We start from the raw sequence: 14,727 nt of genomic DNA, 5'->3' as shown, positions 1-14,727 counted from the left end.
AAATTATGATATAATAAACAAAACAATTTTGTTATTTTTATGTCATAAAAAATAATATAAGGGAGAAAACAGAAGTATGAATGTTGAAATAAAAATAATTTTAAACCAGGGGAATAAAAAATTTACATTTAATACATCAACAGGTACACAAATTGAAGTGCTTGCAAAAAAATTTCAAAGCGAAACACCGTATCGCATATTAGCTGCTCGGATCAATAATACAGATGTATGCTTGAGTGAAGTCATTGAAGAAGCTTGTACTCTAACATTTTTAGATATGAGGGACCCTTCTGCAAATGCAATTTATCAGAGAAGCGTGAGCTTTTTATATTTAAAAGCAGTATATGATGTTTTAGGAAGTAATCGCGTTCAAATTGAAAATTCTCTGAATAAAGGTTTGTTTACGCAAATGAAGCAGAATGTAACGCAGGAGGAACTGGAGGCTGTAGAAGAACATATGCACCAGCTCGTGGAAGAGGATATTCCTATTATTAAGAGGAAGCATTCACGACAGAAAGCGATTGAAAAACTAAGAGAAATCGGCTATATTCAAAAGCTGCGTTTATTGGAAAATACACCGTGGCTTGAACAAGTGCCATTTTACAGCTTAGATGATTTTGAAAATTTCTTCTATGGATCAATGGTACCTTCCACAGGCTATATCGAATACTTTGAACTGCGAAAATGCCGCAGAGGTGTGCTTCTCCGTTTTCCGGAACCAAAGCTTCCTAATTTGATGCCGCCTTATCGTGACGACATAAAATTGTATCGTGCTTTCGGTGAGGCAAGAGAATGGGCAAGATTGATGGAAATCAACTATGTGCAGGATCTGAACGAAAAAGTAAGCGATGGAAGTTATAAAGAAGTTATTCAAATTTCGGAAGCCTTACATGAGAAAAAAATTGCTGAAATCGCAGATGAAATAACGCAGGATGGGAAACGAATCATATTAATTGCGGGCCCATCTTCTTCCGGAAAAACAACGTTTGCTCAGCGCCTTTGCATTCAGCTTAGAGTCAATGGATTAAAGCCGCTTTATATGGGAACGGATGATTACTTCCTAGAAAGAAACCAGACTCCGGTGGACGAGAATGGAGAATATAATTTTGAGGATATTGATGCCATAGATCTCACTCTTTTTAATCATAACATGAATGCACTTTTAGCCGGTGAAGAAGTAGACCTGCCGACTTTTGATTTTCATCAAGGGAAAAAAATCTTTGGAAAGCGGATTCTCAGAGCAAAAAAAGGGCAGCCGATCGTAATTGAAGGCATACACGGATTGAATAAAGAATTGACTTCCGAGATTCCAGAAAATGAGAAATATAAAATTTACATCAGTCCTTTGACGCAGCTGAATATCGATACGCATAATCGAATTCCGACAACAGATGCCAGATTGATTCGACGCATTGTCAGAGATAAACAATTTCGAGGCTATTCTGCACAGCATACGATAAAGCTTTGGCCTAAAGTGAGGGCAGGAGAAGATAAAAATATTTTTCCTTTTAATGGAGAAGCTGATGTGTTATTTAACTCTGCACACATCTATGAACTATCTGTATTGAAAAAGTATGCAGAACCGCTTTTAAAAGCCATTGCTCCGGAAGAAGTCGAGTATAGTGTCGCTTGCCGTCTTCTGCAATTACTCCGCTTTTTTAAAACAGTCGAAAATGACTCCATGATTGCGAACCATTCCATTATACGTGAGTTTATTGGAGGAAGCATCTTTGTTGACTAATGAAAGGCAACCGTCACAAAAGAAGGCTCCCCCAAAAAAACAGCTGTCGGAGATGACTATAGAAGAATTGTGGAGGTTGTTTCCGATTTACCTTACAGAACATAACTCTTCTTGGATGAGATGGTACGCAGAGGAACTATGTACATTGAAGCGGATACTCCCCATGAGTCAGATTAGACGTATTGCACACATTGGAAGCACAGCAGTGCATACGATTTGGGCGAAGCCGATTATTGATATTTTAATAGAGGTTCAAAATGCAGATATCGACCGTATCAGTAAAATTCTTACAGACAATGGATATCTTTGCATGTCTGAAAGCAGTGAGCGAATATCTTTAAATAAGGGATACACGATAAACGGATTTGCGGAAAGAGTATTTCATCTGCATGTAAGGAATATAGGAGACCATGATGAGTTGTATTTCAGAGATTATCTTTTAAGCCACTCGGAGGTTGCAAAAAAATATGAAGCGATTAAACTTAAGCTTTGGAAGAAATATGAATACAACCGAGATGCATATACCGAAGGGAAAACTACTTTTGTCAAAGAATATACAGATCAAGCAAAAATAGAATATAAAGGTCGATATGATTAAGAAAAAAACGGAAGAACTGGTGATACCAATTCTTCCGTTTTTTTATGCATCGTAGTTGTATTTTATGCAGCGGACGCAGCTTTTTCTTCGTCCGTCATATAAGCGATTGTAATTTTTGGAATAGCCAGAAGAAGTGTTACAATCGGCATCATATAGTTGAATATAGCAAAGCCAAAGTATTGAGAGGTAGTGACTCCTAATACGGTTGTAATATAAACACCACAGGTATTCCATGGAATCAATGCGGAAGTGACGGTACCTGAAGATTCAAGCGCATTGGAAAGTGTTTTTGGGTGAAGCCCTTTTTCTTTAAATGCCTGTGCATACATTCTGCCCGGCAAAACGATGGAAATATATTGTTCTGGCATAGTAGCATTACTTAAGATACAGGTTCCTAATACTAATGCAACAAGGCCAAATGCTGAATGAACAAGCTTTAATAGTTGCGCCACAATCACTTCGAGCTGTTTTGTCATTTCCATAATACCGCCGAACATCATTGCCAGCAAAGTTAAAGAAATGGAGCTCATCATGTTCATTAATCCACCGGCAGAAAGCAGCGAATCGAGAGATTCAATTCCTGTACTGCTTACATAACCGTTTCTTGCAACGGTAAGAATTGCACCAAAATCGGCAGTGCCTCCTTGAAAAATTGGTGCCATTATTGCTCCTGAGATGATTCCGAGCGTAATGCCGGGGATCGCAGGTACTTTCATTGCAATTGCTCCAATTACGATAATTGGAGGAATCAGCAAGAGAGGACTGATGTGAAACTGCGAATGCAGTCCGTCAATTAATGTGTCAATCGCACTGACATCGGCTGTGTTGCCGGAGGCAGAAAATTTCATACCCATGATTCCGAAAAAAATTAAAGTGATAACATAAGTAGTAATAGTGGGTTTCATCATAAATTTGATGTGTGTAAAAACATCGGTTCCTGCCATGGCAGGTGCAAGATTTGTTGTATCAGAAAGCGGTGACATCTTATCACCAAAGTAAGCACCTGAAATGATTGCACCGGCTGCGATTCCTTCTGGAATACCGAGTCCGTGCGCAATCCCCATTAAGGCAATCCCCATTGTGCCCATCGTCCCCCAAGAGGTTCCCGTTGCCAATGAGGTAATGGAGCAGATTAGTACAGCCGCAACTAGAAAAATTTGAGGAGATAAAATTTTAAGACCATAATAAATCATAGAGGGAACGACTCCGGCTAAGAGCCATACACCGATTAACATACCTATAATTGCGAGAATCATGATTGCTTGCATAGCACGTGAAATGCCGTCAATCATGCTTTGTTCAATTGCTGTCCAGTCATAACCGATATAAAGGGCGACAAGCGATGCGCCGATTACACCGATAAACATCGGAATATGTGGGTCCACTTCAAAAATCATAATGCCGACAGCCATGACTACAATGAGCATAATAAATGAAAAAAGTGCTTCGTGAAGTTTTGCAGGGCGTGGTTGTTTTTTTACTTTGTCTTCCATCATTAGGCCTCCTTTAAAATTTAGAATAGAATGAAAATTAAATATATAGGCTATTATAGAATAGATAAGAGAACGATAAAAGAATATTTTATTGTGAAATCTACAAAAAAAAGCGATTGACATTTGTGAATAATTATGTAATTAAGTGCATATATGAATAAAAATGTCTATTTACAAGAAGCGTTTAATTCGCTTGACGGAAGGGGAAAATTTATCTACAATATATATTGTAGATAAATGATTTTTGATTTTGTTTATGAGTGGTTCTGCAACAAATAGTTTTGAATCACAGAAAAATGGAGGGGAAAAATGAAAGATTTAAAAGGTACAAAGACTTTAGAAAATTTAATGATTGCTTTTGCAGGAGAATCTCAAGCTAGAAATAAGTATACATTTTATGCATCAAAAGCGAAAAAAGAAGGATACAACCAGATTTCAGATATTTTTTTAGAAACAGCCGGAAATGAAAAGGAACATGCAGAACTTTGGTTCAAGCATGCAGTAGGCATCGGCACAACGGAAGAGAATTTGATTGATGCAGCAGCAGGTGAACACTATGAGTGGACTGATATGTATGCAAAAATGGCAGAGACTGCAAGAGAAGAAGGATTTGATGAAATTGCACGTCAAATGGAAGGCGTTGCTAAGATTGAAAAACAACATGAAGAAAGATATTTAATTTTAGCTAAAAACGTAAAAGAGGGTAAGGTCTTTGAAAAAGACGAAGAAGTACTGTGGCAGTGTGCGAATTGTGGACATACCTACATGGGTAAGAAGGCATTGGAACTATGTCCGGTATGCTTACATCCACAGTCCTATATGGTTGTAAAGAACGAAAGCTACAAATAAATGACAGGGCTATCATAAAAATAGAATAAAGGAAAACCGACTGAAAAGGATGCACTTCATCCTCTTCGGTTGGTTTTTTTTTTAATAATGTGATAAAATAAGAGGAATGAAATAATGAGAAATGTATTCAATTTATAACTATGGGAGAACTCAAATTATGGACTATTTAAATAAATTAAATGTACAGCAGCGTGAAGCAGCGATGCATACGGAAGGGCCTTTGTTGATATTAGCCGGAGCCGGAAGCGGAAAGACCAGTACAATGACACATCGAATTGCATATTTGATTCGAGAAAAAGGGGTTTCTCCTTATGAGATATTAGCAGTGACTTTTACCAATAAAGCAGCAAAAGAAATGCGAGATCGAATTGAGAATTTAGTGGGAAACGGCATTAATATGTGGATTCTTACATTTCACTCTGCGTGCCTGCGCATTTTGCGATCACATGCAGATAAACTGGGATATGATAAGGATTTTGTTGTTTATGATCCAACGGATCAGAAAGTAGTGATTAAAAATTCGCTCAAACAGCAGAAAGTAGATGATAAAAAATATACACCGGCTTATGTTCTTTCCGTAATCAGTGACTGCAAGGAAAAAAATATTAGCGCAGCACAATATATGCAGAAATATGGGAATGATTATAAAGGAAAGGTAATAGCCCCTTTATATCAGGCATATGAAACGGCATTGAAGAAAAACAATGCAATGGATTTTGATGATTTGATTTTACGCACCGTACAGCTATTTGAAAAGGATGAAGAGACCTTACGGGTTTATCAAAATCGTTTTCAGTACATAATGGTAGATGAATATCAGGATACTAATTTTATGCAGTACCGCTTTATCAAGCTTTTGGCAGAGGCAAACAAAAATATATGCGTGGTTGGCGATGACGATCAGTGCATATACCAGTGGCGTGGAGCCGACATTAAAAATATCCTTGAATTTGAAAAGGATTTTTCCGGAGCAAAAGTAATTAAGTTAGAACAAAATTACCGTTCACATGAAAACATTTTAAATGCCGCACATTCCGTGATTGAGCATAATCACGGGAGAAAGCATAAAAAGCTTTGGACTGATAAGGAAAAGGGAGAAAAAATTCATTATTATCGGGCGGATGATGATAGGGAAGAAGCTCGCTACATAGCACAGGCAATTGATCGCTTAAAAACAAATGACCGTAGATATTCTGATTTTGCCGTTTTATATCGTACCAATACCCAGTCAAGAAGATTTGAGGATGCGTTCAGCGCAAAAGACATTCCTTACCGTGTTTTGGGTGGATTTCGTTATTACGATCGTAAGGAAATTAAGGATATGATGTGCTATATGCGACTGGTTTTAAATCAATCCGACGATTTAAGCTTTGAGCGTATTATAAATGAGCCGAAAAGAGGCATTGGAGACAAGACGGTAGAAAAGTTAAAAGCCTTTGCTTCTGTAAGAAACGAAAGCTTGTTTACTTTGTTGTGTGATGCACAAGTCAGGGAAGGCCTGCCTTCAAAATCTATAGAGAGTGTAAAAGAACTAGTCGAAGCGATTTGCCAGCTGGGTGAAGAAAAAGATAATCTAAAAGTATCGGATATCTATGACGGATTACTCGTTCGCAGTGGATATTTAAAAAATTTAGAAATGCAATCTACCGTAGAAGCAGAGAGCCGAATTGAGAACCTTTTGGAATTTAAATCGGTCATTTATGATGCGGAGAAAGAAAATCCAAATATTACGTTATCGGAATTTATGGAAAAAATTGCGCTGGTAGCCGAGGTAGACAACCACGATGCTGATGAAAATGCCGTCGTTCTAATGACAATGCACAGCGCAAAGGGTCTTGAATTTCCGGTGGTATTTATGCCCGGAATGGAAGATGGGTTATTTCCAAGTTGGCGTGCTTTTGAAAAACCGGATGGTGTGGAAGAAGAAAGAAGGCTTTGCTACGTAGGTATGACACGTGCAATGGAACAGCTTTATCTGACCAGCGCGGAGACTCGTACACTTTACGGAAAAACAGATTACACAAAGGAATCTACTTTTTTAAGAGAGTTAGATCGTGCTTATATGGAAGGGGATGCAGTATATAAGAAGAAGCCGCAGGCTACCGGATACAATGCGGTGGATACGTATTCTTCAGGAGAAATTTTTCGTCCGTTTGCACAGCTTAATACGATTAAACAAAATAAAACAGCGCGTCCGTCTGTAGCAGGAGTAAATTTGGTTTCCGGTGACAGAGTCAGCCATAATAAATTTGGTGAGGGGCTCGTGATTGAAGTTTTGGAAAAAACCGTTACAGTCATCTTTGATACGGCTGGAACAAAAAAATTGGCAAAGGATATTGCGCCGTTAAAAAAAATATAAAGACATTTGGAGGAATTTATGGACGTACAAGCAAGGATGCAGGAGCTTTACCGCTTGATTACGTATTATAATGATCGCTACTATAATCAGGATGATTCTGAAATCAGCGATTATGAATACGACCAGCTGTCGCTGGAACTAAGAGCGTTGGAGAAAGAATATCCCCTTTTTAAAAGGGGCGATTCTCCGACTCAAAAAGTAGGGGGGAGCACAAAGCGTGAACTGAAAAAAATGAAGCATGATGTTCCTGTAATCAGCTTGCAGGATGTATTTATAAAGGAAGATGTTTTTCGATTTGTTCAAAAAATGAAAGAAGAATTAGAAGATGCTGCCTTTGTTGTGGAGAAAAAGATTGATGGGCTTTCAATTGTACTGCGTTATTACGAAGGGATTTTAAAAGAAGCTATCACGCGAGGTGATGGTGAAATCGGTGAAAGTGTATATGAAAACGCGATGGAAATTAAGAGCGTGCCGAAAAATATCCCGCAAAAACTTCCATACCTTGAAGTGCGCGGTGAAGTATACATGTCATCAGAGAGTTTTGAAAGAGCGAACAAGAAGCAGCTTGAAACCGGAGGAAAAGTTTATCAGAATCGTAGAAACAGTGCTGCGGGAACCATGCGGCAATTAGACAGCAGCATTGTTCGTGAACGGGATTTGGATCTCTTTGTCTTCAATTTAGAGATTGCACAGGGAAAAGAATTTTCGTCTCATTCAGAAAGCTTAAAATGGATGGAAGAACAAGGTTTCGCGGTAAGCCCGGATTTTCAAATTTGCAAGACGCAAGAGGAAGTTTGGGATGCAATTTGTGAGATCGCAGATACACGCTGGAACTTGCCGTATGCCATCGACGGAGCGGTTGTAAAGGTAGACAGTCTGGCAGATCGTTCACGCCTCGGAATGACTTCCAAAGTTCCTCGATGGGCGGTAGCATTCAAATATCCGCCGGAACAAAAAGAAACGGTAATCCAAGATATTGTTGTTCAAGTAGGGAGAACCGGAAGACTGACTCCCTTAGCAATATTAGAACCCGTTCGCCTTGCAGAGACAACCGTAGGTCGTGCCACACTGCATAATCAGGATTATATGGATGAAAAGGGGATTCGCATTGGGGATACTGTAATCGTTCAAAAAGCCGGAGACATCATTCCCGAAGTTCTTTCTGTGGTGTTAGAGAAAAGACCGGAGGGAACCAAAAGGTATCTTTTACCGGAAACCTGTCCGGTCTGTGGTGCGAAAACAGTGCGGGAATCGGATGGGGCACATTTAAGGTGTACGGGAGACGAATGTGCAGCGAAGGATATTCGTTCTATGACCTATTTTGTTTCAAAGGATGCCATGAATGTCGACGGATTTGGACCGAGTGCCGTTGATGCGCTAATCAGCGAAGGCTTTCTTAAAAATGCTGCAGATATTTTTCGATTAAAGGACCATAGAGAGCGTTTGATTGAAGAAGGAATCATCGGAAAAGAAAAATCAGTGGACAATTTGCTTAAAGCGATTGAAAAAGCAAAGCAAAATGATTTAGATCGCCTGATAACCGGATTTGGAATAAAAAATATTGGAAAGCAGTCCGCAAAGACACTCGCTATGAATTTCTCCAGTTTGGATGAAGTTGTGAACGCTTCGAAAGAGGAGCTTTTGAATCTTCCTGATTTCGGTGAAATTGTAGCAAACAGCTTATTGGAATTTTTTTCGAAAGAGAAAAACAGGTATTTAGTTGAGGAACTCAGAGCAGTCGGTGTAAACTTAATTTCATTTTCAAACCAAAAGAAAAAGGATAATCGTTTTGAAGGCAAAACCTTTGTCCTTACAGGGACACTCCCAAATATGACGAGAGAGCAAGCGACTGAGATAATCGAATCTTTCGGAGGTAAAGTTTCTTCCAGCGTTTCAAAAAAGACCAGTTATGTTTTGGCTGGTGCAGAGGCAGGGAGTAAGCTTGCGAAGGCAGAAGGCTTAGGAATAACAGTGCTTTCAGAGGAAGTTTTTTTGGATATGGCAAAGGAGTAGCAAAATGAGAAAGTTAAAAGCAGGAAAATTAGACACAGAACTTTTAGAACGAATCGTTTTTAAACATGTAAAGCATAGGAGAGAAGAAGTTTTAGTTCGCCCGGGTGTCGGAGAAGACTGTGCGACTTTGGATTTTGGCCCGTATGAATGTGTCATGTCAACCGATCCCATTACTGCCGCTATTTCAGAAATCGGGCGTTTGGCTGTCCATATTACATGCAACGATATTGCGTCAAACGGCGTTGAACCTCTTGGTATTATGCTTGCGGTTATGTTACCGGTAGGAACGACAGATGAAGAAATAGAGGACATTATGAAACAGGCCGCTGAGGTCGCAGAATCCTTAGAGGTAGAGATCATCGGAGGACATACGGAGATTACACCAGCTGTGAACCGACCGGTTATTGTATCGACTGCAATCGGAAGGACCGTTTCAGGCGGATCGCAAAGAGCAAAAGCAATGCGGCCGGGAGACTGCATCTTGATGACAAAATATGCAGGGCTGGAAGGAACCGGAATTATTGCCAGTGATTTTGAGCGGCGATTAAAGGAAGTTATAACTGAAGAAGAACAGTTGGAAGCGAAGGCATTTTTAAAACAGGTGAGCGTGGTAAAGGAAGGCATTGCAGCAGGAAAGGTCGGAACTGCGGGGATGCATGATATTACTGAGGGAGGTGTTTTAGGTGCCGTATGGGAGCTCTGTGAAATTTCTAAGACAGGAGTAGAATTGAACCTGAAAGCCATTCCTGTAAAGGAAGTAACGAAAAAAATCTGCAATCATTTTGATATTGACTATTTACGACTGATTTCAAGTGGATGCATGATGATTGTCGCACATCCCGAGAAGAAGGCTGCTGTTATAAAAGCAGTGGAAGAAACAGGAGTACCGATTGCGTGTATCGGCGTTGTCAAGGAACGAGAAGAAGGCCGCATTTTGGTACAGGAAGATGGAACGAAAATTGACATTGTACCTCCTGCAAGTGATGAACTGTATAAAATCGTAAAATAATAACATGCATCATAATTTAATCAGTGCAGTCTATCTTTTCGACTACAATAATATGAATTCCTGCCCCCTTTATAGAAGAGTTTATATTCAGCTTATCTTCAACCTTTTCCAGGCTCACTTGTGCTTGCGGTTCTGTATTGAGCATGTGAACTCAAGCTTCGGATAGAGGAAACGTTTCCGGAAAACCCAGATGTGACATATGTGCAAAAATGGAATTGGAATTTGACAGCGCATATTTTGCGATAACGTATTGACCGGATTCAACAGGAATACTGAAGTCAACGTGGAGTTCATCTTTAAAGGAATTGATTATGTCATTTGCTTCGTAGACACCTGCATTACGCATATAAAGATGTTGTATGTCGTCATTGTAATTTATGACGGCAAGTGTATATGAATTTTTTGCAGAGATATCATTTTTTATTACATAGTAATATTTTCCCCAGTAGAGAAGCTTTCCTTTTATATTCTTAAGCAGGCGATAGGCGTAAAAAGAAGGCTTAGGGACAAGACAGGAAGTGATGCAGGAAGAGGCTCCTTTTAAAATACTGGACGGTTCACCCTGGTCTCTCAATCTGCATTGCAGTATGTTTTCCTTTGAAGTAAAACATGTCCGAAATATGTTTATCGCTGCTGTTATCGAATCATACCCTGCTGAAGAACCGCAGCATAAACCGTGGTCACATACCGTGGACACTTCGTATCCAATGAAATTGAGTCGGTTTGCAATCAGTGCTGTTGTTGTTTCACTTTCTCCTTGTCGGAAAGCAAGAATCACTTTGGAAACGTTAAGGTCATGGAGCAGATTGAAAAGCCGCTCACCCATTATGTGATAATCTTCTTGAGTAATGATGACTTCAAGGAAGTGATGTATATCCATAACAGGCGCCGTCTGAGGATTTACATCAACGGTGAGATGAAGGTGATTTATGACGGAAGCGCTTTTTTCCTGATCGATTACAGCTGACAGACAGCGTCTGATGAGACTGACAGCCTGGTTGTCAGAAAGCAGTTCAAGCCGTGCAGGTCTTGCAGGGCTTAGAATGTGAGACATATAAAGCTGTCGGTGTTCCAACGGCGTATGACCAAACCATTTGCTGAAGAATTTATCGTAATATGAGGTGGTTGAAAACCCGACATCTCTTGCGATTGCACTAATTTTACGGTCAGTTTCCAGCAAAAGTATTTCTGACATTTCGGCTCTGGCGAAACAGAGCAGCTCCTGGAAGTTTATGCCCATGTAATCACGAATAAGATGGGAGAGATAAAAGGTACTCAAGTGTTCTCTCTCTGCCAGGTCTTCCAGCGTGATTTTGCTTGCATGATTTGCATATACATAGTTTATAATCCGACTGATCCGCTCGACTATTACCGGATTATCATTTCTGAAATTTACTACAACCTGCTCTTCAAAAGCAAACAAGTTATAGTGCTTGTTCAGGTATTTTATTACTTCGATCATCTGATCGATGCAAGTGCTTTTATAATTAAAACTTCTTCTTGAATAATCCAGCAGAATGTGAAGAATCATTTTATGAAGAGTATCGCATTTAAGATATTTATCATTATTTACATATGTCATGAAACATGCCTTGGGCAGAGTCGGAAAATATTGCGTGAAGAAGCGATTACTCACCTGTATAATTGCTACAACATTATCCTTATCTGTTGCAGTCAAACCGTGAACTTCATGACCGCTGTTAGTAAAAATATCCCCTTCTTTCAGAAGATAATGGTGACATACATTCTTCAGGCGGATTTCACCTTTGAGAACATAGATAAAATCAACATCCTGATGATAATGGAAAGGATATTCCGTAACGTTTGCAATTCTTATGTTTATGGGGAAGTCATCAAGATACGTTGCTTTTTCAAATAACATGCTGAACACCTCTTATGGGAAACGAAACTGCCTATCTAAAACTCTTAACATATAATCCTATGCATACATTATATACTAGATTAGAAAACGGTGAAAAGCTTTTCGCTGATTTTTTTAGCAAGTTAATTAAGGTTTACAGCAAACGAATTAAGGTTTACTAGACGCAAAAAAAATCCATAACGGCTGAATTTAAGCCGTTATGGATTTTTTTGAATTCATTCCCATTGAAGTTTTAACACGATTTATTTTCCCCTTAATTATTAAAGACCATAGCATTGTAAGCCGATTTTTTTAGCAACAAAACAATTAGAAAAGTGAGCAAGTCAGTTCTTGTCTTCTGTTTTTACATAATATATCATGGCAGAAGTCGAAAAAATGGAAGGAGGACAATATGTTAACACCGAGAGTTAATAGAATGAAGGAAAAGTATTTCAATACGATTCCGGCAATCACAGCAGAGAGACTGGTGCTGGCAACGGAAGCATACCAGAAGTTTGCCGGTGATGCAGTTCCTATTTTCAGAGCAAAGGTTGTCAATTACATCATGGAAAACATGACAACACTCATTATGGAGGATGAACTGATCGTAGGAACCGCAACAAATGCATATAGAGGAGCCAACCTGCACCCTGAATTTCAGTCAAGCTCATGGTATATCAGTGATATTGACAAAATTACAACAAGAAGCAATGATCCTTATTATATTTCACCAGAAGACAGGACGACAATACTGGAAACACTGAAATACTGGGAAGGGAAGTCGATGGAAGACCTGTCACAGACAGTGCTTCCGGCACACACTCGTGAACTTGAGAAAGACGACATTATTTGCGTAGGTCTTGAAAATGGTGTTTCGGGAGAAACATTATGCGATCACGAAAAGATTCTGACGGTAGGAATCAAAGGATATATGGAAGAGTGCCAGAAAAACATCGATAACCTGTTTCCACAGAGTATGGAAGAACAGGCTAAGGTGGACTTCTGGAGGGCATGTATCATTCAGTGCGAAGGACTGATTACTTACGCACACAGGATGGCAGAGGAAGCCGAAAGAATGGCTTCGAAATGCATAGATGAGAAAAGAAAGCAGGAACTTCTTACGATTGCAGGAAATTGCAGAATTGTTCCTGAGAATCCGCCACAGAATTTTCAGCAGGCGCTTCAGTCAATCTGGTTTGTGCACGTTTATTTTCACATTGAAGTCTGTACTACAGCATGCGGATTCGGAAGATTTGACCAGTATATGTGGCCATTCTACAAGAGAGATGTCATCGACGAAAAGAAGATTACAAGAGAAGAAGCACTGGAAATGCTGGAATGTTTCTATTTGAAAGCTTGTGAAGTATATGAAGTAAGAGACGACTGGTATGCTACTTCATTCGCAGGTTATCCAATGTGGCAGATTCTGGTTGTAGGCGGACAGACCAGAGACGGTGAAGATGCAACAAATGACTTGTCATTTCTTTGCCTGGAAGCAGCAGATGAGCTTCGGGTAACACAGCCTACCATGGCAGTAAGAGTCTGGGAAGGAACACCTGAAAAGCTAATTAAATTCGGATGTAAAATGATTCAGGAAGGACAGGCAAATCCAGGATTCTTTAACGATAATGCAGCAATAAAGATGTGTCTTGGCAAAGCTAAGTGTACTATAGAAGAAGCAAGAGACTGGACGATCGTTGGCTGTATTCAGCCAGGTCCTGGTGGCGGCGGGACAGATGGTTCACCGGATGCCGGGTACGTGAACATGGGTAAAATGGTTGAATTTGTTCTGCACAACGGTGTTGATCCGGTTACGGGTAAGCTTATGGGACTTGAAACCGGAGATCCGAGAGAATTCAAGAATATTGAAGAATTTAAGGATGCGCTCAAGAAGCAGATTATCCATCATTACGAGATCATCAGAGTGAGCTATAACCTGATGCAGAGCATTCATATGAATCGGTATCCTGTAATTTTCGCATCCATGGTAACCAAAGGGTGTGTGGAAAGCGGTAAATCCGTACAGCACGGTGGAGCGCAATATTCAACAGCTGGTATGTACATTTCAGGAGCGGCTAACATGGCAGATTCTATCGCAGCAGTAGAAAAATGCGTATTTAAAGATAAGAGCATAACAATGGATGAACTGATTAGAGCATGTGATACAAACTTCCAAGGGCAGGAAAGACTTCGGCAGCTTTTGCTGAACAAGCCTGAGAAATACGGGAACAATCTAGAGCATGTAGACAGCATCTACAAGGAAATGATACACCATATTGCGGATACGGTTCAGCTATGGAAAGATGCGAGAGGCGGTGGCTACGCTTTCGGAATAGATACACAGACGTTAAACCTTTCGCATGGTCTCGTTACAGGAGCGCTACCGGATGGAAGACTTGCAGGCGAACCATTTTGCGACAGTGCTTCCCCAATGATGGGCAGAGACGTTAACGGGCCGACCGCTACCGTTAAGTCTGTTGCCGCTATGGGACAGGAAGTATTACACGAAGGGGCACTGTTCAATCTGCGTTTCGACCCTAAGGGAGTTCAGGGAGAAAGTGGGCTGAATATCATTGAAGGCGTTATCAAGACATTTTTCCAAGATGGCGGCGAACACATACAGATCAATGTAGTAGATAATGAAACGCTTAAGAAGGCACAGGAAAATCCTGAAAATTATAAGGGACTCATGGTTCGTGTAGCAGGCTACATGGCATACTTTACAGAACTTGATAAGAAAGCGCAAGATATCATTATATACAGGACTGCACATTTATCACAGAATTAGTAAAACAGGGGAGGAT

General features: G+C 39.9%; 9 protein-coding genes. 7 read left to right on the top strand and 2 right to left on the bottom strand.

Annotated elements, in window-relative coordinates:
* Positions 1-76 precede the first annotated feature (76 nt).
* Together U5921_RS03065 and U5921_RS03060 are read left to right on the top strand one after the other, a co-directional pair.
* The gene (locus U5921_RS03065) at positions 77-1,741 is read left to right on the top strand and encodes a nucleoside kinase (RefSeq protein WP_324825011.1); all 1,665 of its coding nucleotides are present in this window, start codon (positions 77-79) and stop codon (positions 1,739-1,741) included.
* 52 nt (positions 1,742-1,793) lie between these two features.
* Complete coding sequence (locus U5921_RS03060; RefSeq protein ID WP_324825947.1) at positions 1,794-2,339, top strand: GrpB family protein; 546 nt, start codon at positions 1,794-1,796, stop codon at positions 2,337-2,339.
* A 62-nt stretch (positions 2,340-2,401) separates the two neighbouring features.
* Here U5921_RS03060 and nhaC read toward each other — a convergent pair whose 3' ends face one another.
* Positions 2,402-3,832 (bottom strand): Na+/H+ antiporter NhaC, encoded by a 1,431-nt coding sequence (gene nhaC, locus U5921_RS03055; protein ID WP_324825010.1) that lies wholly within the window; start codon positions 3,830-3,832, stop codon positions 2,402-2,404.
* A 309-nt stretch (positions 3,833-4,141) separates the two neighbouring features.
* On the opposite strand from nhaC, the gene rbr reads away from it, so the two are divergent.
* From rbr to U5921_RS03035, 4 genes are all read left to right on the top strand, one after another.
* Positions 4,142-4,681 carry a rubrerythrin gene (gene rbr / locus U5921_RS03050; protein WP_324825009.1) on the top strand — a complete coding sequence of 180 codons (540 nt, stop codon included), beginning with the start codon at positions 4,142-4,144 and terminating at the stop codon, positions 4,679-4,681.
* Positions 4,682-4,838: 157 nt separating this feature from the next.
* On the top strand, positions 4,839-7,040 hold the full coding sequence (locus U5921_RS03045; protein WP_324825008.1) for an ATP-dependent helicase: 2,202 nt from the start codon (positions 4,839-4,841) through the stop codon (positions 7,038-7,040).
* A gap of 18 nt (positions 7,041-7,058) precedes the next feature.
* A complete protein-coding gene (ligA, locus tag U5921_RS03040; RefSeq protein ID WP_324825007.1) occupies positions 7,059-9,053 on the top strand; it encodes an NAD-dependent DNA ligase LigA in 1,995 nt (664 codons plus the stop codon).
* 4 nt (positions 9,054-9,057) lie between these two features.
* The gene (locus U5921_RS03035; RefSeq protein WP_324825006.1) at positions 9,058-10,062 is read left to right on the top strand and encodes an AIR synthase family protein; all 1,005 of its coding nucleotides are present in this window, start codon (positions 9,058-9,060) and stop codon (positions 10,060-10,062) included.
* Between the two features lie 151 nt (positions 10,063-10,213).
* Here the strand turns inward: U5921_RS03035 and U5921_RS03030 are convergent, their stop codons facing one another.
* Complete coding sequence (locus tag U5921_RS03030; RefSeq protein ID WP_324825005.1) at positions 10,214-11,944, bottom strand: AraC family transcriptional regulator; 1,731 nt, start codon at positions 11,942-11,944, stop codon at positions 10,214-10,216.
* Between the two features lie 391 nt (positions 11,945-12,335).
* Here U5921_RS03030 and U5921_RS03025 point away from each other — a divergent pair, with 391 nt between their 5' ends.
* Positions 12,336-14,711: a glycyl radical protein gene (locus tag U5921_RS03025; RefSeq protein ID WP_324825004.1), complete on the top strand. Its 2,376-nt coding sequence runs from the start codon at positions 12,336-12,338 to the stop codon at positions 14,709-14,711.
* The last annotated feature ends 16 nt before the right edge of the window (positions 14,712-14,727 follow it).

Origin of the sequence: Sinanaerobacter sp. ZZT-01 (genome assembly GCF_035621135.1) — a bacterium.
Lineage (GTDB): Bacteria > Bacillota > Clostridia > Peptostreptococcales > Anaerovoracaceae > IOR16.
The sequence above is the reverse complement of the archived record's forward strand: the minus strand, read 5'-3'. Positions and strand labels throughout refer to the sequence as shown.

What these genes read in the sequence shown, in the direction of transcription:
- U5921_RS03060 (WP_324825947.1), top strand. Translation starts at nt 1,794, where the DNA reads ATGACTATAGAAGAATTGTGGAGGTTGTTTCCGATTTACCTTACAGAA.
- nhaC (WP_324825010.1), bottom strand. Translation starts at nt 3,832, where the DNA reads ATGGAAGACAAAGTAAAAAAACAACCACGCCCTGCAAAACTTCACGAA.
- U5921_RS03065 (WP_324825011.1), top strand. Translation starts at nt 77, where the DNA reads ATGAATGTTGAAATAAAAATAATTTTAAACCAGGGGAATAAAAAATTT.
- ligA (WP_324825007.1), top strand. Translation starts at nt 7,059, where the DNA reads ATGGACGTACAAGCAAGGATGCAGGAGCTTTACCGCTTGATTACGTAT.
- U5921_RS03035 (WP_324825006.1), top strand. Translation starts at nt 9,058, where the DNA reads ATGAGAAAGTTAAAAGCAGGAAAATTAGACACAGAACTTTTAGAACGA.
- U5921_RS03045 (WP_324825008.1), top strand. Translation starts at nt 4,839, where the DNA reads ATGGACTATTTAAATAAATTAAATGTACAGCAGCGTGAAGCAGCGATG.
- rbr (WP_324825009.1), top strand. Translation starts at nt 4,142, where the DNA reads ATGAAAGATTTAAAAGGTACAAAGACTTTAGAAAATTTAATGATTGCT.
- U5921_RS03025 (WP_324825004.1), top strand. Translation starts at nt 12,336, where the DNA reads ATGTTAACACCGAGAGTTAATAGAATGAAGGAAAAGTATTTCAATACG.
- U5921_RS03030 (WP_324825005.1), bottom strand. Translation starts at nt 11,944, where the DNA reads ATGTTATTTGAAAAAGCAACGTATCTTGATGACTTCCCCATAAACATA.